This is a genomic window from Pseudomonas sp. B21_DOA (assembly GCA_030544685.1).
Lineage (GTDB): Bacteria > Pseudomonadota > Gammaproteobacteria > Pseudomonadales > Pseudomonadaceae > Aquipseudomonas > Aquipseudomonas fluorescens_AO.
In genome coordinates, this window is record CP086683.1 from 5,147,914 (window position 1) to 5,167,332 (window position 19,419).

At 57.5% G+C, this 19,419-nt stretch carries 19 protein-coding genes and 2 pseudogenes; 6 read left to right on the forward strand and 15 right to left on the reverse strand.

Annotation, left to right across the window (positions count from 1 at the left end; translation table 11 throughout):
• Nucleotides 1–4: 4 nt before the first annotated feature.
• The 6 genes from LJU32_23795 to LJU32_23820 are packed head-to-tail and all read left to right on the forward strand — an operon-like array spanning nucleotide 5 to nucleotide 3,353.
• Nucleotides 5–550, forward strand: coding sequence for a hypothetical protein (locus LJU32_23795; protein ID WKV88415.1), 546 nt, complete (start codon nucleotides 5–7; stop codon nucleotides 548–550).
• Nucleotides 511–1,023 carry a glycosyltransferase family 4 protein gene (locus LJU32_23800; protein ID WKV91186.1) on the forward strand — a complete coding sequence of 171 codons (513 nt, stop codon included), beginning with the start codon at nucleotides 511–513 and terminating at the stop codon, nucleotides 1,021–1,023. Before LJU32_23795 ends, LJU32_23800 begins: the two co-directional genes overlap by 40 nt.
• The gene (locus LJU32_23805) at nucleotides 1,020–1,187 is read left to right on the forward strand and encodes a hypothetical protein (protein WKV88416.1); all 168 of its coding nucleotides are present in this window, start codon (nucleotides 1,020–1,022) and stop codon (nucleotides 1,185–1,187) included. The genes LJU32_23800 and LJU32_23805 overlap by 4 nt, the downstream gene beginning before the upstream one ends.
• Nucleotides 1,178–1,843, forward strand: a complete 666-nt coding sequence (locus tag LJU32_23810; GenBank protein WKV88417.1) for a hypothetical protein — start codon at nucleotides 1,178–1,180, stop codon at nucleotides 1,841–1,843. The genes LJU32_23805 and LJU32_23810 overlap by 10 nt, the downstream gene beginning before the upstream one ends.
• Nucleotides 1,813–2,055, forward strand: a complete 243-nt coding sequence (locus LJU32_23815) for a hypothetical protein (GenBank protein ID WKV88418.1) — start codon at nucleotides 1,813–1,815, stop codon at nucleotides 2,053–2,055. The genes LJU32_23810 and LJU32_23815 overlap by 31 nt, the downstream gene beginning before the upstream one ends.
• Nucleotides 2,052–3,353, forward strand: a complete 1,302-nt coding sequence (locus LJU32_23820) for a glycosyltransferase (protein ID WKV88419.1) — start codon at nucleotides 2,052–2,054, stop codon at nucleotides 3,351–3,353. The genes LJU32_23815 and LJU32_23820 overlap by 4 nt, the downstream gene beginning before the upstream one ends.
• Before the next feature lie 48 nt (nucleotides 3,354–3,401).
• Here the strand turns inward: LJU32_23820 and LJU32_23825 are convergent, their stop codons facing one another.
• The 15 genes and pseudogenes from LJU32_23825 to hisC form a co-directional block, all read right to left on the reverse strand.
• On the reverse strand, nucleotides 3,402–4,274 hold the full coding sequence (locus LJU32_23825; protein WKV88420.1) for a glycosyltransferase family 4 protein: 873 nt from the start codon (nucleotides 4,272–4,274) through the stop codon (nucleotides 3,402–3,404).
• Nucleotides 4,226–4,666, reverse strand: a complete 441-nt coding sequence (locus LJU32_23830; GenBank protein WKV88421.1) for a hypothetical protein — start codon at nucleotides 4,664–4,666, stop codon at nucleotides 4,226–4,228. Before LJU32_23830 ends, LJU32_23825 begins: the two co-directional genes overlap by 49 nt.
• Nucleotides 4,667–4,781: 115 nt before the next feature.
• Nucleotides 4,782–6,005: a hypothetical protein gene (locus LJU32_23835; GenBank protein WKV88422.1), complete on the reverse strand. Its 1,224-nt coding sequence runs from the start codon at nucleotides 6,003–6,005 to the stop codon at nucleotides 4,782–4,784.
• A 100-nt stretch (nucleotides 6,006–6,105) separates the two neighbouring features.
• Nucleotides 6,106–7,470 carry a phosphomannomutase/phosphoglucomutase gene (locus tag LJU32_23840; protein WKV88423.1) on the reverse strand — a complete coding sequence of 455 codons (1,365 nt, stop codon included), beginning with the start codon at nucleotides 7,468–7,470 and terminating at the stop codon, nucleotides 6,106–6,108.
• A gap of 149 nt (nucleotides 7,471–7,619) precedes the next feature.
• Nucleotides 7,620–9,061 (reverse strand): annotated as a pseudogene (locus tag LJU32_23845) (mannose-1-phosphate guanylyltransferase/mannose-6-phosphate isomerase).
• Nucleotides 9,062–9,311: 250 nt separating this feature from the next.
• Nucleotides 9,312–10,202: a glucose-1-phosphate thymidylyltransferase RfbA gene (rfbA, locus tag LJU32_23850; GenBank protein ID WKV88424.1), complete on the reverse strand. Its 891-nt coding sequence runs from the start codon at nucleotides 10,200–10,202 to the stop codon at nucleotides 9,312–9,314.
• The gene (gene rfbD / locus LJU32_23855; protein WKV88425.1) at nucleotides 10,199–11,092 is read right to left on the reverse strand and encodes a dTDP-4-dehydrorhamnose reductase; all 894 of its coding nucleotides are present in this window, start codon (nucleotides 11,090–11,092) and stop codon (nucleotides 10,199–10,201) included. Before rfbD ends, rfbA begins: the two co-directional genes overlap by 4 nt.
• Entirely contained in the window at nucleotides 11,089–12,165 is a 1,077-nt protein-coding gene (gene rfbB, locus LJU32_23860; GenBank protein WKV88426.1) for a dTDP-glucose 4,6-dehydratase, read from the reverse strand. The genes rfbD and rfbB overlap by 4 nt, the downstream gene beginning before the upstream one ends.
• A 221-nt stretch (nucleotides 12,166–12,386) precedes the next feature.
• Nucleotides 12,387–12,626, reverse strand: coding sequence for a lipopolysaccharide assembly protein LapA domain-containing protein (locus tag LJU32_23865; protein ID WKV88427.1), 240 nt, complete (start codon nucleotides 12,624–12,626; stop codon nucleotides 12,387–12,389).
• A gap of 29 nt (nucleotides 12,627–12,655) precedes the next feature.
• Entirely contained in the window at nucleotides 12,656–12,952 is a 297-nt protein-coding gene (gene ihfB, locus LJU32_23870) for an integration host factor subunit beta (GenBank protein ID WKV88428.1), read from the reverse strand.
• A 153-nt stretch (nucleotides 12,953–13,105) separates the two neighbouring features.
• Entirely contained in the window at nucleotides 13,106–13,384 is a 279-nt protein-coding gene (locus LJU32_23875) for a hypothetical protein (protein ID WKV88429.1), read from the reverse strand.
• 192 nt (nucleotides 13,385–13,576) lie between these two features.
• On the reverse strand, nucleotides 13,577–15,262 hold the full coding sequence (gene rpsA, locus LJU32_23880) for a 30S ribosomal protein S1 (GenBank protein ID WKV88430.1): 1,686 nt from the start codon (nucleotides 15,260–15,262) through the stop codon (nucleotides 13,577–13,579).
• A gap of 119 nt (nucleotides 15,263–15,381) precedes the next feature.
• On the reverse strand, nucleotides 15,382–16,071 hold the full coding sequence (gene cmk, locus LJU32_23885; protein ID WKV88431.1) for a (d)CMP kinase: 690 nt from the start codon (nucleotides 16,069–16,071) through the stop codon (nucleotides 15,382–15,384).
• Nucleotides 16,068–18,274, reverse strand: a pseudogene (locus tag LJU32_23890) (bifunctional prephenate dehydrogenase/3-phosphoshikimate 1-carboxyvinyltransferase). The gene cmk and the pseudogene LJU32_23890 overlap by 4 nt, the downstream one beginning before the upstream one ends.
• A gap of 28 nt (nucleotides 18,275–18,302) precedes the next feature.
• Complete coding sequence (hisC, locus tag LJU32_23895) at nucleotides 18,303–19,415, reverse strand: histidinol-phosphate transaminase (protein ID WKV88432.1); 1,113 nt, start codon at nucleotides 19,413–19,415, stop codon at nucleotides 18,303–18,305.
• Nucleotides 19,416–19,419: the final 4 nt, after the last annotated feature.

Here is a 19,419-nt window from a genome sequence, read left to right on the forward strand (position 1 = left end):
CCCTTTGCTCCACATTCGTGCCCTTCATCAGAGGGGCGGAAGGAATATCGTCGACTGGCTGGCCTCCACGCTGACGGCAGCCGGCCATCAGGTCGAAGTCGTCTACTTGCCCGAACTGGATGCGCCGGATCTGTTGTTTCAACAGATGATGGCGTTGCGTTGGGTCGATCTGCAGAGCGCTGACCGGGTGATATGTTTCCGGCCACAGTCGCACCTGATTCCCCATCCGCACAAGATCCTCTGGTTCATCCATCACATTCGTGCGTTCTACGATATGTGGGACAGCCCGTACCGCGATTTCCCGGACAATGCCAAGCATCGCGCAATTCGCGATGCGCTGGTGGATGCCGATACCCGAGCCCTGGGCGAAGCAAAGGCGATCTTCACCAATTCGAAGGTCGTATCCAAGCGACTCAAGACCTACAACGACTTCGATAGCGAGGTGCTTTACCCTCCGGTCTTCGAATCGGAGCGTTTTTTTGCGCTGGCTACAACGATGAAATCGCTTACATCTGCCGCCTCGAACATCACAAGCGCCAACACCTGCTGATCGACGCACTGAACTATACGACGACGCCGGTCCGCCTGCGGTTGCTGGGAACGGGCGCGGGTCCAGACTACGGCATCGCCCTGCGCGAAAAAATCGAAGAGTACGGCCTTTCGGACCGAGTGACCCTGGATGATCGCTGGATCACTGAAGAAGAAAAGGTCGCGCAGCTGTCAGTTTGCCTGGCTGCCGCCTACCTTCCGGTTGATGAAGACTCCTACGGCTACCCCAGCCTCGAAGCCAGTCACGCGGAAAAACCGATCCTAACCACTACCGACTCGGGTGGCGTTCTGGAATTGGTTCAGGATGGCTATAACGGCTATATCGCCGAGCCGACTCCAGAGTCTCTGGCCGCTGCGATGGACAAACTCTACCGGGATCGAAGTCTGACCGAAGCCATGGGCAAGAATGCCCGGCAGCGCCTGGTTGACTTGAAAATTTCCTGGTCACATGTGCTGGAGCGTCTGTTGGCATGAAAGTCCTGATTGTAAACAACATGGCTCCGTTCATCTGGGGCGGCGCCGAAGAACTGGCGGTCAATCTGCAAAGAAACCTGCTCATGGCCGGTCACGACGCCGAAGTCATGCGCATCCCGGCTCAGTGGGAACCGGCATCGCGCATCCCTCCCAGATGCTGCTGACCCGCACGCTGGAAATCTTCAATACCGATCACGTCATCGCCTTGAAATTCCCGGCGTACCTGGTTCGCCACCACCGCAAATCACTGTGGCTGCTGCACCAGTATCGTCAGGCCTACGACCTTTACGACGTCGGCCAGACCAACCTGCCGGCAGACAAGAGCGGCAGCGACATTCGCAACGCCATTATCAACGCGGACAACGAAACTTTCGCGGAGAGCCGCAGCATCTACACCAACTCCGAAGTGACCAGACAGCGGTTGTTCAAATACAACGGCTTCGACTCGCAGGTGTTGTTGCCGCCCGTAAACGATCCTGAAGCATTCACCGGCGGTGAATATGACGATTACATATTTGCCGGCGGACGCGTCAACGGCATGAAGCGTCAGCACTTGCTGCTGCGAGCACTTGCCAAAGCCGACAAACGGGTCAAGCTGGTCATTGCCGGGCCTCCCGAGTCGCACGCCGACACGCTGCAATTGCATTCGATCATCAATGAGTTCGGCCTGCATGACCGCGTCAAACTTGACCTTGGATTCCTGCCTCGCTCCACCTACGTCAATTATGTCAATCGTGCACTCGCGGTTGCTTACATTCCGTTCGATGAAGACTCCTGGGTTACGTCGCGATGGAAGCCGCCACTGCGCGCAAAGCACTGATCACGACGACGGACAGCGGTGGCATCCTGGGCCTGGTCAATCCGCAGGAGTCCGGATGGCGGGCAGAACCCACTGCAGAAAGTCTGGCAGAAGCGATGAATGCGGCATTCGAAAGCAAAACCCGAACCATCGAGTACGGCGAAGGCGCGGAGGCGCTGTGGAACACCCTGGGCATCAACTGGCCCGAGACCATAGAGGCGCTACTTAAATGAAACTGGTCATTTTTACCCCCGGCGTCAAATCCTCCGCCATCGGAAGGATGACTCGTCTCGTGGTTCGCGCCCTGCTCAGTCAGCAGCACCACATTGTGCTGGTGCGCACTGAAAGCCCGCATGTTCTCGACAAAGAGGCTCATGACTTCGGTTGCACCGTCATTGCCTGGACGGATGAAGAGCGGGTTGGCACCGAAGTGGCGGACGCTGACTGCCTCGTCTACCAGATCGGCGACAACTACGAGTTTCACGAAGGTGGCGTAGCCTGGCTTCACAAAGCCCCGGGCATCGTCTGCCTGCATGACTTCTTCCTCGGCCATCTTTTCTGGGGTTGGGCGCAGCAACGGCGCGATGAGGCCCATCACATCCTGACGCAGTGGTACGGACGCAGAATCGCCAGCGACTACTTCAACGTCAGCGACAGTACGACCTTCATCAACTCGACGCGAGAAACCGCACCGCTGACCGAATGGATCAGTTCGATGGCCACCGGCGTGATTACCCATAGCAACTGGGGATGCAAGCGGGTAATGGCCGCGTGCGCGGGTCCGGTTTTTGTGACGCCGCTGGCCTACGACGCTCCCGGGGCTGTCGCCGGGCAACCGGTACAAAATGACAATCGCAAGTTGCGGTTGTTGACCATTGGCCACGTCAACCCCAACAAACGGGTGGAAAGTTGCATCAAGGCCATTGCCAGCAACGCCTCACTTCGAAAGAACGTGAGTTACCGTCTGGTGGGGGCGATTCTTCCGGATGTCGAACGGAAATTGTCCGAAATGGCCGCCAAAGCCGGGGTCGAGCTGATTATTTCCAACGAAGTCGATGACGCCGCGTTGTCAGAGGCCATTCGCGAAGCTGACGTTATCAGTTGCCTGCGCTGGCCCAGCCTCGAAGCGGCTTCGGCCTCTGCGATTGAAGCGATGCTGTACGGTAAAGCCACCATCGTTACCGACACCGGCTTTTACAGCGAACTGCCCGATCAGTACGTATTGAAGGTATCGCCTGAAAGGGAAATAGAAGATCTGAAGAAGATCCTTCTATCACTGCGCAGCAGCCCCTCCGCGGCGATCGATATCGGCAAGCAGGCGCAAACGTGGGCACAGGAGACATTCACGGCCGAGAACTACGCCCACAAACTTGTGCAGGCGGTGCCTGTCGCGCTTCGGGCGAAGGTCATCATTTCAGCGGTCGACCATTTTGCGACCATCATCGAGAAATGGTCAGCAAGCCCCGAATTGCTCGGTACGCCCGAGATTCTCAAGTCGCTGAATCTGTTCAACACCAATACGATTGCCTGAATACCAGCATGCGGTGGATCGACCCTGATCCACCGCATGCTGTAATCGTTACTTCAGGCTATCGAAAACAAACTGCGCCGTCTCTTTCCAGGCAACGGGTTTGTAATCACGTTTGATCGCCGCTTCCTTGGCCGCCAGCGCCAGCGGATCGAACGCATACTTGTGCAGTTCAGCCACCCAAGCCGACACATCCCATGGCTCCAGGTAGTCCAGCAGCTGCCCGCCTACTTCCGGAATCGAAGCCGCATTGGAGGCCAGGCAGTACTTGCCGGCAGCGAGACTTTCGGCAACAGGCAGTCCCCACCCTTCATACAATGACGGGAACGCAGTCATCATGCAGTTGCGGTACAAGTGCATGAGGTCTGAGTCCGACACGTTATTGAGAATGCGTATGTAATCCTGAGTTCTCGGATCAAGCGAGATGTCCGATAACAAGTCACCCACGCCCCAACCCGGCATTCCGACAAAGACCAGTTTAGGCAGATCCTGAACACCGCTATCGATCAGGCGGGTATAGGCGCGGTAAAGCACCTCATGGTTCTTGCGGCGCTCGATCGTGGAAACGAACAGGACGAAACGCTCTTTCAACAATGTCTCGACGTCAGGGCTGACGGCGTCGCTCAACTCGTGAGATAGCTGGCAGCCCAACTTGACCACCGCCGTTTCAGGAACCGGCGCACCCAATTCATCGAGCAACGCGATCAGATCCTTGCGCGTGCATTCGGAAATGCACAGGATCTTGTCCGCGCACCAGGCGACGTCAGCAAAGTAATTGGCAAACTTGGCCGCAACATCACCCACACACAAATGTGGCAGCCTCACCGGAATCACGTCGTAGCAGAAGAGAATGACGCGCAAACCGACCTGCTTCTTCAACTCATAGAGATGCACAAGGTCTTTATTGTCCCAGTCCAGCCCCACCGATATGTAGCTGTCACCTTTGGCAAAGGGATGGCCGCCACTGTGCACTTTGCGTGACGCAGGATTGAATACATGGCTGCGCTGGGCCGGTTTGAAAAAGCCCGTGCGGCCGAAATCAAATGGCGGACGCCGATCACCGCTTCCACGATGGAGGTACGGCGCAGCTGGAAAAACTGATAGATACGCCCGCTCAACTTGGGAGGCAGGCGGTTCAGTACCTTGGTCGCCTTTTCTTTCAGGCGCGCCTCTATCGAACGTTTATTGGTAGTGCCGGCAGCTGTCCGGCCTGGCGCTGCCGCGTGAACCCCGGAAATTCTCTTCAGGGTTTTTGCCACGTCGGTCGCATCGATCGCGCTGTATCCGGTGGCATGACTGAAGAAGCAGAACTTCACCTCTTCCCCGCCGCGATCAGTTCGAGCGCATGGGCCGCAGCCTCGGCCTCGGTACGAATAATGCCTACGGCTGGCCGACGCCAGCCAAGAATGGTTGTTACATCAAACCAAGTGGTCATGCTTGCGCCTTCTGAACGATAACGTCTGCCGCTGTACGCGGAATTGATTCCAGACTCCGAGCCCACGTCAATGGCTCACGCGATGCTCTGTCCGGGCCGTCACCACTGATCATCGCAGGCCCGGTGAGACGCGCGCGGATTGCCGCATGAAACTCGTGGGGCGTACGCGCAACACTGATCTCGGGAAGCAGAAGATGCTGTTCGAAACCACGAAATGCCGCTTCGGTGCCGATGACGTACTTGCCAGAGTAAATGGCTTCTGCGGTTTTGATATTCGAGCCGCCACCGTGAGGGATCGGTAACAGAAATGCGTGCGCAAGTGTCTTGACGGCGTCCAGATCTTCGTCCGGCAGCATGTACAGCAGTTGCAGGCGCGACAGGTTCAGTTGTCCCCAGCGACTGTCGCGAAGTGTGGTTTCGAGGTGCTCACATACACTGCCGACCACCACCAGTTTGCTGTCCGGAGGAATGCACGCCAGAGAACTGCCGAGGCATTCATTGAAACCCTTGAAATTGGGCGGATGGGCACTGGCAACATAGAGAATCCAGGGCGACTGCGGCAGCCGCTCTTTCCAACTGGCGAGCAACTCCGCCCTGGCCGACCATGGCGCGATACCGTTGGACGCCAGCAGCGGTCTTTTCGCGCCCCAGACCTTGAGAATATCGAAATCGGCCTGGGTTACCGCCACGGCAATATCTGCTTCCAGCGTTGCCTTGCGCTCGAGCGTCTCGATGTCGGCGATCACCGATTCGGCGCCCTTGATGCCATAGCTGTCGAGAATCTCCTGCTTCAGCGGAGCTTCGATGTTCTGCGAGCCGTAGATGAGGCACGCATTGGCGTATTGCGGCATCTGGCGGATCTTCAGCACCAGCGGCCATAGCCATGGCTGCTCGACATGAATCACGTCGATCACTGGCGGCAGTTTCTTGAGAATGTCAGCGAAACCGCCCTGCTCCGACGCTGCGAATTCCCCGGACAGCAAATCGTTGATCAGTGGCACATACGTGCCCTTGTATTTCCTGAAGTCGCTGCCAGCCGGAAAGCTGACATCGTTGGCACCCAGGGTAGATGGCGGATAACCTTCCGGCTCATATACAGCCAGATGAGTTACATCCCAACCATTTTCGCGAAAGGTCTTGGCGATGTTGGCGACCCGGACCTGTCCGCCGTGACGGGGACTGGCAATCGGGTACGTGCTTAACAATAAAACCGTTTTCAAAATGGCAACCTATAGAAATGATATTTCGCAACCCGCGCCCGCATCGCTGTGCTTCGCTCACCCAAGCACGGGCGCCGCTGAATACCAGACGGGCGAAGCTTCAAGCACCCTTGATCAACAATTCGATCTCTTTCAGACGCGCCCACATCAATGCCTGATCGCCACGGGTTTCGACGTTCAGGCGCAACAGCGGCTCGGTGTTGGAGCCGCGCAGGTTGAAGCGCCAGTCGGCAAACGACACGCTGATGCCGTCAGTCCTGTCGAGCGCGGGATTGAGCGGCAGGAAATGCTCCAGGACTTTGTGCAGCATCGCCGGCACATCTTCAACGCGATAGTTGATCTCGCCGGTGCATGGATAAGCGTCAATACGCTCGTCGACCAGTTGCGCCAGGCTCTTGCCAGTGCTGGACATCAGGGCCGTGACCAACAACCACGGGATCATCCCGCTGTCACAATAGGCGAAATCACGGAAATAGTGGTGGGCGCTCATTTCGCCGCCATAAATGGCGTCCTCGATACGCATGCGCTCTTTGATAAAGGCATGCCCCGTCTTGCACAACACCGGCACGCCGCCCGCTTGCTCGACCTGCTCGATGGTGTTCCAGGTCAGTCGCGGGTCATGAATGATCTTGCTGCCCGGGTGTTGCTTGAGCAACATTTCCGCCAACAGCCCGACCAGGTAATAACCTTCGATAAACCGGCCGGTTTCGTCGAAAAAGAAACACCGGTCAAAATCCCCATCCCACGCCAGCCCGACATCGCAGCCATTTTCAAGCAATGCCTGGCGCGTCAGCTCGCGATTTTCCGGCAACAGAGGGTTGGGCACGCCATTGGGGAAGTGACCGTCCGGCTCGGCATTGATCAGCGTCCATTCGAATGGCAACTTGCCCATCAACTCCTGCAGGACCGGCCCGGCAGCACCGTTGCCAGGGTCTGCAAGGATCTTCAGCGGCTTGAGGTTCGCCACGTTGATGTAAGTCAGCAAGTGGTCGATGTAACGGCTTTTATCGAACGCCTCACGCACATTACCTACGGCTTCCGCCAACGCGCCAAGGTCACCACTCTCTACCCGATCACGGATGGCGTTCAGCCCGGTGTCACCGCTGATGGGACGTGATTGCGACTTGACGAGTTTCATCCCGTTATAGCCTTTGGGATTGTGACTCGCCGTGATCATTACGCCACCATCGGCATTGAAGGCACTGGTGGCGAAATAGACTTCTTCAGTTCCGCACAGGCCGATGTCGATGACATCGGCACCTGCCTCTCTCAGTCCACGGGCCATCGCCTCGGCCAGCATCGGACTTTCCAGTCGCATATCGCGCCCCAGCACGATGCTTTTGGCTTGCAACTCAACGACCATGGCCCGGCCGATCCGGTAAGCGACATCCTCATTCAGATCGACCGGTACTTCACCACGGATGTCATAAGCCTTAAAGCAGCGGGTCTTGATAGGGGTATGCATTTCGATCTCTTGCCTGGGAATCCGAGACAGCCGCCGGAAAATGCCGCAGCTGTGAATCATCGATAGGGAGTGAAGTCGCGCAATGTCACATGCAAATAAGCCCGACCGGTAAAAAATCGCCGGTCAGGCCTATGGCTGCCACCGCGCTGTTATTTGTCGACGCGGCCGTAATTGTCTTCAAAGCGGACGATATCGTCTTCACCCAGATAATCGCCGCTTTGCACCTCGATCAGCACCAGGTCAATGACGCCCGGGTTCATCAGGCGATGCTGGTGACCGGCACGGATGAACGTCGACTCGTTGGTGTTGAGCATCAGTTCCTGCTGGTCGTTGACCACGACCGCCATCCCGCTGACGACGATCCAGTGTTCACTGCGGTGATGATGCATCTGCAGCGACAGCGACGCTTTGGGCTTTACTACAATTCGCTTGATCTTGAAGCGTTCGCCATTTTCCAGGGTGGTATAGGTACCCCATGGACGGTGGACCGTACGGTGCAGCAAATGCACGGTGTGGCTGCACGCCTTGAGCTGATTGACGATGTGTTTCACGTCTTGAGCGTGATCTTTATGAGCAATCATCACCGCATCAGGCGTGTCGATGACCAACAGGTCTTCCACACCGACCAGCGCAGTCAGACGCCCCTCGCTGTTCACATAATTATTGCGCGAGCCATGGGACAACACTTCGCCTTCAAAGCGGTTGCCGTTTTCATCCGGCGCAGTCAGTTCGCTCACCGCGTTCCATGAACCGATGTCACTCCAGCCAATGTCGCACGGTATGGTCGCGACTTTCTGGGAACGCTCCATCAATGCATAGTCGATGGAGATATCCGGCACCTGCGCAAAGCTTTCGCTGTCCAGCGCCAGGCAACGATATTTGTTGGAGGACGATAGGCGAGACACCTCGATGGTCTTTGCAACCGCCTCGACAACGTCGGGGCGTGCAGCCGAAGCTCTTCCAGAACGGTGCCTACACGGAAACAGAACATGCCCGAGTTCCAGAAATAGTTGCCAGCACTGACGTAGTTCTGTGCAGTCTCCAGATCAGGTTTCTCGACAAACCGGGCGACCTTCAACCCGCCCTTGAGCGGTGCCTCTTTCTGCGCTTCGATATAACCGAAACCGGTTTCCGGATAGGTCGGCTGAATGCCAAACGTAACCAGCCAGCCTTGACTGGCCAGCGCCACAGCATCGGACACCGCCGCGGCAAAGGCTTTTTCGTCCTGGATCAAATGATCGGCGGCGAGCACCAGCATATGTGCATCGGGACCATGGGTGGCTTCCAGTTGCAAGGCCGCTGCGGCCACTGCCGCCGCCGTGTTTCGCCCAAAGGGCTCGAGAATGAAGCCTTGCGCGTGCCTGGCCGTGTTGACGACGCCGTATTCATCTTCAGTTTTGAACAGCAACTCGCGATTGGTCACGGTGAGGACTTCCACCACACCGTCCAGCCGCGAGGCGCGCAAGAACGTCTTCTGGATCAGATTCTGACCATCCGGCAACTCCATGAAGGGTTTTGGATGGGCTTCACGGGATACAGGCCACAACCGGCTGCCCACTCCGCCAGACAAAATTACGGGAATCAGTTCCATGCTCAAAGTCCTTAACCCTCTCTCCTGCAGATGATATCCAGGAAAGCAGTCTCAATAATGATTGCAGTCGAACTGCACCGAACCCAGTGCAGAATCCTTGCCCCGCCTCTCGGCCTCAAGACGACAGGGCTGATGACACATACGCCCTCGCGAGCGCCGAATACGTTGCGTGATTGTCTGCCATTCTACAGCGCCAGCCCCTTGATGATTCGACAGAATGCAACGAACGGTGGTCGGCAAGCAGCGCCCGTCAACGCGCGGGTTGATCCAGCAACTTTTGCAGATACTGCCCGTATCCGGTTTTCTTCAGGCGCTGCGCCTGAGCTTCGACCTGCTCATCGGTAATCCAGCCGTTGTGGTAGGCGATTTCCTCCAGGCACGCTACTTTGAGCCCCTGACGATGCTCGATGGTGTGGACGAAATGCCCGGCTTCCAGCAGCGAGTCATGTGTACCGGTATCCAGCCAGGCAAAGCCGCGCCCCAACATTTCGACGTTCAGGGTTTTCTGTTCCAGATACGCACGATTGATGTCGGTAATTTCCAGCTCGCCTCGTTCCGACGGCTTGATGTTCTTGGCGATTTCGACGACCTGGTTATCGTAGAAGTACAACCCGGTCACGGCGTAGTTGGATTTCGGCTTCAGTGGCTTTTCTTCGATGCTCAGCGCGCAGCCATTGGCATCGAATTCCACCACCCCGAAACGCTCCGGGTCGGACACGTGATAGCCGAACACTGTCGCGCCTGAGGCCTGAGCGTTGGCAGAGCGAAGGTTTTCGGTGAAGTACTGACCGTAAAAGATATTGTCGCCGAGAATCAGGCAGCAAGGGTCGCTACCGATAAACGATTCGCCGATGATGAACGCCTGCGCAAGGCCGTCCGGGCTCGGCTGTTCGGCATAACTCAACTCGATGCCATACAGACTGCCGTCGCCCAGCAACTTGCGGAAATTGGGCAAGTCTTCAGGGGTCGAAATGATCAGGATTTCTCGTATGCCCGCGAGCATGAGCACAGACAACGGATAGAAAATCATCGGTTTGTCGTAGATAGGCAACAGCTGCTTGGACACCCCCAGCGTGACCGGATGCAAACGTGTCCCGGAGCCACCAGCGAGAATGATGCCTTTACGATTGGTCTTGATCATTTATTCAGAATTTCCCTGAGCATTCGGGTTACACCACTTTGCCAATCCGGCAAGTGTAGAGAAAAAGTAGCGCGCAGCTTTTGAGTATCCAGACGCGAGTTCAGCGGTCGATGTGCGGGCGTCGGATAGGCAGCGCTTTCGACTGGCTCGATAGCCTTCACGGCGAGTAATTCACCATTGGCTTGAGCGAAGGCGATCACTTGGTTTGCGTAGCCATGCCAGGACACTTCACCAGCGGCTGCCAAGTGGTACAACCCCGCCAGTTCGGGCCGTTGCAGGGCCTGGCGAAGCGCCTGAGCCGTTACGTCGGCAATCAGATCTGCACCGGTAGGCGCACCAATCTGATCCGCGACCACGCTCAACGTTTCGCGATCCTTGGCCAACCGCAGCATCGTCTTCGCGAAGTTGTTACCGCGAGCACCATAAACCCAACTGGTACGGAAGATCAGGTGCTTGCAACCCGATGCAGTGATTGCCTGCTCGCCGGCGAGTTTGCTGAATCCATAATGGTTCACCGGCGCAACGGCATCCGTTTCCCGCCACGCGGCAGTGCCCTGGCCATTGAAAACGTAATCGGTTGAATAATGAACCAGCCAGGCATCCGAGGCGACGGCTTCTTCAGCCATAACACCCGCTGCAATGCCGTTTACACGGTCAGCCAAGTCGGTTTCCGATTCGGCTTTATCAACCGCAGTGTAAGCAGCAGCGTTAACGATAACGTCGGGCTGCACCTGCCGAATCGTCGTGCGAAGAGCCTCGGGATTCGACAGATCGCCATTCAATCCACCGGCCTGATGGCGATCAAGCGCAATCAACTCCCCAAGCGGAGCCAGAGAGCGTTGCAGCTCCCAGCCCACCTGACCGTTCTTGCCCAGCAGCAGGATTTTCATGCGTTGTTCGAGCGATCTGTGTAGTTCTGATCGATCCACTGCTGATAGCTGCCGCTCTTCACGTGCTCAACCCAATCAGCGTTGTTCAAGTACCACTCGACAGTCTTGCGAATTCCGGTCTCGAAGGTCTCTTCAGGCGCCCAACCCAATTCCCGCTGGATCTTGCTGGCATCGATGGCATAGCGCTGATCATGCCCAGGGCGGTCCTGCACATAGGTAATCAGGCTGGCATGGGGACGATGGGCCGAATCAGGCCGCAATTCATCGAGCAACGAACACAGGGTATGCACCACTTCGATGTTCTGTTTTTCGTTGTGTCCGCCAATGTTGTAGGTCTCACCGATGACGCCTTCGGTGACGACTTTGTACAACGCACGAGCATGATCTTCGACATACAACCAATCGCGAACCTGATCGCCTTTGCCGTACACCGGCAGCGGCTTGCCTTCAAGTGCGTTGAGAATGATCAGCGGGATCAGCTTCTCAGGGAAGTGACATGGGCCATAGTTGTTCGAACAGTTGGTAACCAGCGTAGGCAAGCCATAAGTGCGTGCCCAGGCCCGAACCAGATGATCGGAGCTGGCCTTGCTCGCCGAGTAGGGTGAGCTTGGCTGATAAGGCGTGGTTTCGGTGAAGAGGTCTTCCGGACCTTCGAGATCTCCGTAAACCTCGTCGGTCGAAATGTGATGGAAGCGGAAATTCGCTTTGCGTGCATCATCCAACGCAGCCCAGTAATGGCGCGCTGCTTCGAGCAGCGTGTAAGTACCGATGATATTGGTCTGGATGAAGTCGGAAGGTCCCGATATAGAGCGATCAACGTGGGATTCTGCGGCCAGATGCATGATTGCATCCGGTTGATGCTCACGCAGAACGCGGTCGATCTGGTCACGATCACAGATATCGACCCGCTCGAACGCATAACGGGAATTCTGACTGACTTCCGCCAATGACTCCAGATTGCCGGCGTACGTGAGTTTATCGACGTTAACGACTGCATCGGAAGTCTTGGAGATGATATGACGGATGACTGCCGAGCCAATGAAGCCGGCACCGCCGGTAACTAGAATTTTCACGCGAAGCGATACCCTTGAGCTGCGGACAGCGCTGCCAGCGAGCGCGGTCTAATCCATGAATGCAGAAGCCACTATCAGTCGGCATCCGTCAGAGTCAGTCTGAATCGACATGCAGAAGGCACGATCGAACAAGGGACGCATTTTACAGCTTAATGATGGTTTTACTAATGGATAAGGCACGCCGAGACGCAATTTCGACAGATGCCGTGCGCCTGCCGCTTTCAGACCATTCGCTTGCGCGCGGCTCTGGATGAACGCCCCAGAAACCAGCCCAATACCGGGCCAATCAGCATGCCAATCAGCAGCGCCAACACTGCAACCACCGAGACTGGCAACTGCGGGCCGGAAAAACCCAGAAACAAAAGCGCAACCGATTGTTGGTTCTCCAGCACAAATGCCAGAACAATCAGAACCATCAGCAGAAGAAAAACGCCAAGCAGTATGCGTTTCAGGTTACGCATTCACGCCCCTTGAATTTGAATAGCGAAGATCAAGCGCCCTCCTCCTCTTCCTCATTTACCCGATCACGCAATTCTTTACCCGGCTTGAAATGCGGAACGAATTTACCGTCCAGACTGACGGACTGGCCGGTCTTGGGATTGCGACCTACACGAGGCGCGCGATAGTGCAGGGAGAAGCTGCCGAAACCACGGATCTCAATACGATCACCGGTGGCGAGGCACTGAGACATTTGTTCAAGCATGGTCTTGATGGCCAGCTCCACATCCTTGGATGAGAGTAGCCCTTGATGGGTGACAATTCGTTCGATCAACTCCGACTTCGTCATATTTTTCCCTTCTTTTTCAAGCAGCTAGATCAGCGCTTGAAAGGTTTTAGCATGCCCGGAAGATTTTGAACAGCCCAGGGATTGACATATCTTTCCCGGGGTCAAAATGCCCATTTTCAGGGCATCCCATTGGCGAGTCGGATCGCTGCGCACCTAACGACACATCACCAGCATGGTCCGGGTTACGAAGCCTGCCGGATTGAAGCCGAACGGATATTGGTCGTCATCTTCGGCATCATCAGACCGGGTTATGACCTTGTAGCCCTTGCCCTTACACTCCTTCGCTGCGCGCTTCTGGCACTTTTCCCAACCGGAGCCCAGCCCCGAGCAGTCGACCTCGATACCACTGACGCCGCGCACCGCATGGGTTTTCGCGCTGGTGGTGCACCCTGCCAGCGCCAGGACCATTGCAGCAACAAGTAACTTGTTCATCCACTTCCTTATGCCAGGCAAGCCTGACGACTAACGCTCAAGACCAAGCTTAGTCGCGAATAGGCGATTGATCCGATTAAAGAAACAGACCCGCAGGCGTCGGCATTGGTTTCATGCACGGACGTACAAAGACCAAATCGCAGACACAAAAAAGGGCGACCGAAGTCGCCCTTTTTAATGATCAAGCAGAACTCAGTTCTGTTTGGCCATTGCTTGACGCAGCAGTGCCGCCATAGTGGTATCAGCTGCTTCGCCTTCCGGAGCTGCTTTCAGGCTCTGGATGGCTTCTTTCTCTTCAGCATCGTCTTTCGACTTGATCGAGAGCTGGATTACGCGGCTCTTGCGATCAACGCTGATGATCTTGGCTTCAACTTCCTGGCCTTCTTTCAGAACGTTGCGCGCGTCTTCAACGCGGTCACGGCTGATTTCGGAGGCTTTCAGGGTAGCTTCGATGTCGTCGGCCAGAACGATGATGGCGCCTTTGGCGTCAACTTCTTTCACGGTACCGGTCACGATAGCGCCCTTGTCGTTAACCGAGACGTACTCGGAGAACGGATCGCTTTCCAGCTGCTTGATGCCCAGGGAGATGCGCTCGCGCTCTGGGTCAACAGACAGGATGACAGTGTCCAGCTCGTCGCCCTTCTTGAAACGACGTACGGCTTCTTCGCCCACTTCGTTCCAGGAGATGTCGGACAGGTGAACCAGACCGTCGATGCCGCCGTCCAGACCAATGAAGATACCGAAATCGGTGATCGACTTGATGGTGCCGGAGATCTTGTCGCCCTTGTTGAACTGGCCAGAGAAGTCTTCCCATGGGTTCGACTTGCACTGCTTGATGCCCAGGGAGATACGACGACGCTCTTCGTCGATGTCCAGAACCATGACTTCCACTTCGTCGCCGACTTGTACGACTTTCGAAGGGTGGATGTTCTTGTTGGTCCAGTCCATTTCCGAAACGTGTACCAGACCTTCAACGCCTTCTTCCAGCTCAGCGAAGCAGCCGTAGTCGGTCAGGTTGGTTACACGAGCGGTAACGCGAGTGCCTTCTGGGTAACGGGCTTTGATAGCCACCCATGGATCTTCGCCCAGTTGCTTCAGGCCCAGGGAAACACGGTTGCGTTCGCGATCGTATTTCAGAACCTTGACGTCGATTTCGTCACCAACGTTGACGATCTCGGAAGGATGCTTGATGCGCTTCCAGGCCATGTCGGTGATGTGCAGCAGGCCGTCCACGCCACCCAGATCGACGAATGCGCCGTAATCGGTGAGGTTTTTGACGATACCTTTGACTTGCTGGCCTTCCTGCAGGGATTCCAGCAGAGCTTCACGCTCGGCGGAGTTCTCGGCTTCGAGGACGCTGCGACGGGAAACGACAACGTTGTTGCGCTTCTGGTCCAGCTTGATGACCTTGAATTCCAGCTCTTTGCCTTCCAGGTGCGTGGTGTCGCGCACTGGACGGACGTCAACCAGGGAACCTGGCAGGAACGCACGGATGCCGTTAACGTCGACAGTGAAGCCGCCTTTAACCTTACCGTTGATAACGCCCTTGACCACTTCCTCGGCTGCGAAGGCTGCTTCCAGAACGATCCAGCATTCAGCGCGCTTGGCTTTTTCACGGGACAGCTTGGTCTCGCCAAAGCCGTCTTCAACCGAATCCAGAGCAACGTGAACTTCATCACCAACGTTGATGTTCAGTTCGCCAGCATCGTTGTAGAACTGCTCAAGCGGGATGAGTGCTTCAGACTTCAGACCAGCGTGAACGGTTACCCAGCGAGCCTGGTAATCGATATCAACGATAACACCGGTGATGATGGAGCCTGCCTGAAGGTTCAGGGTTTTCAGGCTTTCTTCAAAGAGTTCCGCAAAGCTTTCGCTCATTTTAATTCCTGTAGATGAGGGCGAAGTAAACGCCCATCTCCACACCCCAGACGGTGTGGGTTAGTTTCATTTAAAAGAAGCACCGCAGGACTATGACTGGTCCCCTGCGACCTTCTTGGTCACCCGGCGATATCGCGAATGGCGATCTCGCTCATGATGCGTTCAAGCACCTGATCGATGGAAAGCTCCGTTGAATCCAGCTGAATCGCGTCGGCCGCCGGCTTGAGCGGGGCTACTGCGCGCTGGGTGTCACGCTCATCGCGTGCACGGATCTCATCTAGCAGACTCGACAGACTAACACCCTCGACTTTGCCCTTCAACTGCAAATATCGACGGCGCGCCCGCTCCTCGGCACTGGCGGTGAGGAAAATCTTCAGCGGTGCATCCGGAAACACCACCGTACCCATGTCGCGACCGTCGGCCACCAGGCCCGGCGCTTCCTGGAAAGCACGCTGGCGCTGCAGCAGCGCCTCGCGCACGGCGGGCAGCGCAGCCACTTGCGAGGCGCCGGAACCGACGCTTTCGGTACGGATGACATCGCTGACTTCGTCGCCTTCCAGAATGATCCGCTGCAGCTGACCTTCGGTCGCGGCGATGAACTGCACATCCAGATGAGCGGCCAATGTCTTCAGCAGCTCTTCATTGGTCAGGTCGACGCCATGGTTGTGCGCTGCAAACGCCAGCAATCGATAAAGCGCACCGGAATCCAGCAGGTTCCAGCCCAGACGCTTGGCCAGAATCCCGGCGACCGTGCCTTTGCCGGAGCCGCTTGGCCCATCGATGGTGATGACCGGTGCAATGTTTTTCACGACTGAGCCTCTTGTGCCACACGAATGCCGACTTGCCCGCACAGCGCGAGGAAATTGGGGAACGATGTCGCGACGTTGGCGCAATCATGGATGCGGATCGGTGCGGTAGCGCGCAACGAAGCGACGCTGAAGGCCATGGCGATACGGTGGTCGCCGTGACCGTGCACTTCACCGCCGCTGATCTGGCCGCCGTCGATGATGATACCGTCCGGGGTCGGCTCGCACTTGACGCCCAGCGCCAGCAAGCCGTCCGCCATGACCTGAATCCGATCGGATTCCTTCACCCGCAGCTCTTCTGCGCCGGTGAGCACGGTACGCCCTTCGGCGCACGCGGCAGCAACGAACAGGACCGGGAATTCGTCGATCGCCAGTGGGACCAGTTCTTCCGGAATCTCGATACCCTTGAGTCTAGCTGCCCGCACGCGCAAGTCAGCCACTGGCTCGCCACCGACTTCGCGCTGGTTTTCCAGCGTGATATCGGCGCCCATCAGCCGCAGGATATCGATCACGCCAGTACGGGTCGGGTTGATACCGACGTGCTCGAGCACCAGTTCGGAACCCTCGGCGATCGAGGCCGCAACGAGGAAGAACGCCGATGACGAGATATCGCCCGGCACTTCGATGTGAGTTGCAGTGAGCTTGCCGCCGGATTCGACCGAAGCCGTGGCACCGTCGACGCTGACCGGGTAGCCGAAGCCACGCAGCATGCGCTCGGTGTGGTCGCGCGTCGGTGCCGGCTCGGTGACGGTGGTCTTGCCTTCGGCATACAGACCGGCAAGCAGCAGGCAGGATTTCACCTGCGCGCTGGCCATCGGCATGGTGTAAGTCTGGCCCTTGAGCTTGTGCCCGCCACGAATGGTCATTGGTGGACGACCTTCAGCAGCAGTTTCGATCACGGCGCCCATTTCCCGCAGCGGATTGGCCACACGATTCATTGGACGCTTGGACAGCGAAGCGTCGCCGGTCAGGGTGCTGTCGAAGTTCTGCGCCGCCAGCAGGCCGGAGAGCAGACGCATCGAGGTGCCGGAGTTGCCCAGATAGATCGGGCCCGGCGCCGGTTTCAGGCCGTGCAGGCCGACACCATGGATAGTCACGCGGCAGTGGTGCGGGCCTTCGATGACCACACCCATGTCGCGAAACGCCTGCAAGGTCGCCAGGGCGTCTTCACCCTCAAGGAAGCCTTCGACTTCGGTGACGCCTTCGGCCAGCGAGCCGAGCATGATCGAACGGTGGGAAATCGATTTGTCACCCGGTACGCGAATCCGACCGGACAGGCGGCCACCAGGTTGAGCCAGGAAGATCAGATCGTTGGAATTCATAGCGTCCACATAGGCCCTGCGGGCCAGGATTTTACTGAAATGCTCGCGGGCAACCCGGGCGCGCGTGAAAACGCCCAACAATTGGTGCCCATCCCTGCATCGACCGCGTCGCGCAAGGCGTCGAGGTCGCTGCGAAATGTATCGAGTGTGCGCAGGACAGCCTCGCGGTTGGCGAGGAAGATGTCGTGCCACATCACCGGGTCGCTTCCGGCGATTCTTGTGAAATCGCGAAAACCACCGGCAGCGTAACGGAAGATCTCCAGATTTTCATTGCGCTTGGCCAATGAATCGACCAGACCGAAGGCCAGCAGGTGCGGTAGATGGCTGGTCGCGGCCAGCACTTCGTCGTGACGCTCGACCTGCATGTGCTCGACATCGGCACCCAGTTCGCGCCACAGGCGATCGACCACCGCCAGCGCGGCAGGATCGGTCTGCTCGAGCGGCGTCAGGATCACCTTGTGCCGGCGGAACAGCTCGGCATTCGAGGCCTCCACCCCGCTCTGCTCGGAACCAGCAATCGGGTGCCCCGGGACGAAACGCGCCGGCATGCCGCCGAACGCTTCGGTCGCCGCGCGCACCACGTTGCCTTTGGCGCTGCCGACATCCGTAAGAATCGCTTGCCCCAGATCCATGACAGCCAGACGCGCGAGCAGCTTTTCCATGGCCAGAATCGGCACCGCCAGCTGAATCACATCGGCACCGACGCAAGCCGCCGCCAAATCATCTTCGCAGCGATCGACCACACCCAATTCGACCGCGAGCTTGCGCGATTGCGGATCCAGATCGACGCCGACCACTTCACGGCACAGGCCGCTTTCACGCAAGCCTTTGGCAAACGAACCACCGATCAACCCCAGACCGACCACCACAAGGCGACCGATCATAGGTGCAGCAGGTTGCAGCGCAGTGACATCAACCACGAGCCAGAACCTTGCGCAGCGCCTCAAGAAAACGGCTGTTTTCCGCTGGCAGACCGATGGTCACCCGCAGGTGGTTCGGCATGCCGTAATTGGCCACCGGACGCACGATCACGCCTTCGCGCAGCAAGCCCTGGAAAACCGGAGCCGCGACCTGGCCGAGATCGACGCAGATGAAGTTGCCTTTGGACTCGATCCAGCCCAGCCCCAACTCACGGAAACCCGCCTGCAACTGCTGCATGCCGGTTTCGTTGAGCTGGCGGCTTTGCGCCAGATATTCCTCGTCCTTCAACGCCGCACACGCCGCCGCCAAGGCGAGGCTGTTGACGTTGAATGGCTGACGAACGCGGTTCAGCACGTCCGCCACCACAGGCGTCGACAAGCCATAACCGACGCGCAGCGCGGCCAGGCCATAGGCCTTGGAGAAGGTGCGCGACACCAGCAGGTTCGGGTACGCGGCGAGGAAATCGAGACCGTCCGGCAAATCGCTGCCTTCGGCGTACTCGATGTAAGCCTCGTCCAGCACCACCAGAACGTGCTCGGGTACATCTTGCAGGAACTCATCCAGCGCCTCAGCGCCGAACCAGGTGCCGGTCGGGTTGTTCGGGTTGGCGATGAACACCACGCGGGTGTTAGCGTCGATGGCCGCAAGCATCGCCGGCAGGTCATGGCCCCAATCCTTGGCCGGAACGACTTTGGCTTGTGCGCCGACCGCTTGAGTCGCGATCGGATAGACGGCGAAAGCGTGCTCGCTGAACACCGCATTCAGGCCTGGGGCCAGATAGGCACGGGCTACCAGCTCAAGAATGTCGTTGGAGCCATTGCCCAGGGTGACCTGATTCAGCTCGACGCGACACTGCTCGGCCAGTAGTGATTTCAGGGCGAAACCATTGCCGTCCGGGTAGCGGGTCAGCTCGGCCAGCTCTTCGCGAATTGCCGCCAGCGCCTTTGGGCTGGCGCCCAATGGGTTTTCGTTACTCGCCAGTTTGACGACTTTTGCCGGATCCAGATCCAGCTCGCGCGCCAGTTCGTCCACAGGCTTGCCCGGAACGTACGGCGAAAGTTGTTGCACGCCCGGCTGTGCCAGAGCGAGGAAGTTGCCACTCATTTGC

Coding starts and splice junctions, on each gene's coding strand:
- LJU32_23840 (WKV88423.1), bottom strand. CDS start 7,470: ATGCATACCCCTATCAAGACCCGCTGCTTTAAGGCTTATGACATCCGT.
- rfbA (WKV88424.1), bottom strand. CDS start 10,202: ATGATCAAGACCAATCGTAAAGGCATCATTCTCGCTGGTGGCTCCGGG.
- LJU32_23820 (WKV88419.1), top strand. CDS start 2,052: ATGAAACTGGTCATTTTTACCCCCGGCGTCAAATCCTCCGCCATCGGA.
- LJU32_23815 (WKV88418.1), top strand. CDS start 1,813: ATGGAAGCCGCCACTGCGCGCAAAGCACTGATCACGACGACGGACAGC.
- LJU32_23810 (WKV88417.1), top strand. CDS start 1,178: ATGCTGCTGACCCGCACGCTGGAAATCTTCAATACCGATCACGTCATC.
- LJU32_23875 (WKV88429.1), bottom strand. CDS start 13,384: ATGAACAAGTTACTTGTTGCTGCAATGGTCCTGGCGCTGGCAGGGTGC.
- LJU32_23865 (WKV88427.1), bottom strand. CDS start 12,626: ATGCGTAACCTGAAACGCATACTGCTTGGCGTTTTTCTTCTGCTGATG.
- hisC (WKV88432.1), bottom strand. CDS start 19,415: ATGAGTGGCAACTTCCTCGCTCTGGCACAGCCGGGCGTGCAACAACTT.
- LJU32_23805 (WKV88416.1), top strand. CDS start 1,020: ATGAAAGTCCTGATTGTAAACAACATGGCTCCGTTCATCTGGGGCGGC.
- ihfB (WKV88428.1), bottom strand. CDS start 12,952: ATGACGAAGTCGGAGTTGATCGAACGAATTGTCACCCATCAAGGGCTA.
- rpsA (WKV88430.1), bottom strand. CDS start 15,262: ATGAGCGAAAGCTTTGCGGAACTCTTTGAAGAAAGCCTGAAAACCCTG.
- rfbD (WKV88425.1), bottom strand. CDS start 11,092: ATGAAAATCCTGCTGCTGGGCAAGAACGGTCAGGTGGGCTGGGAGCTG.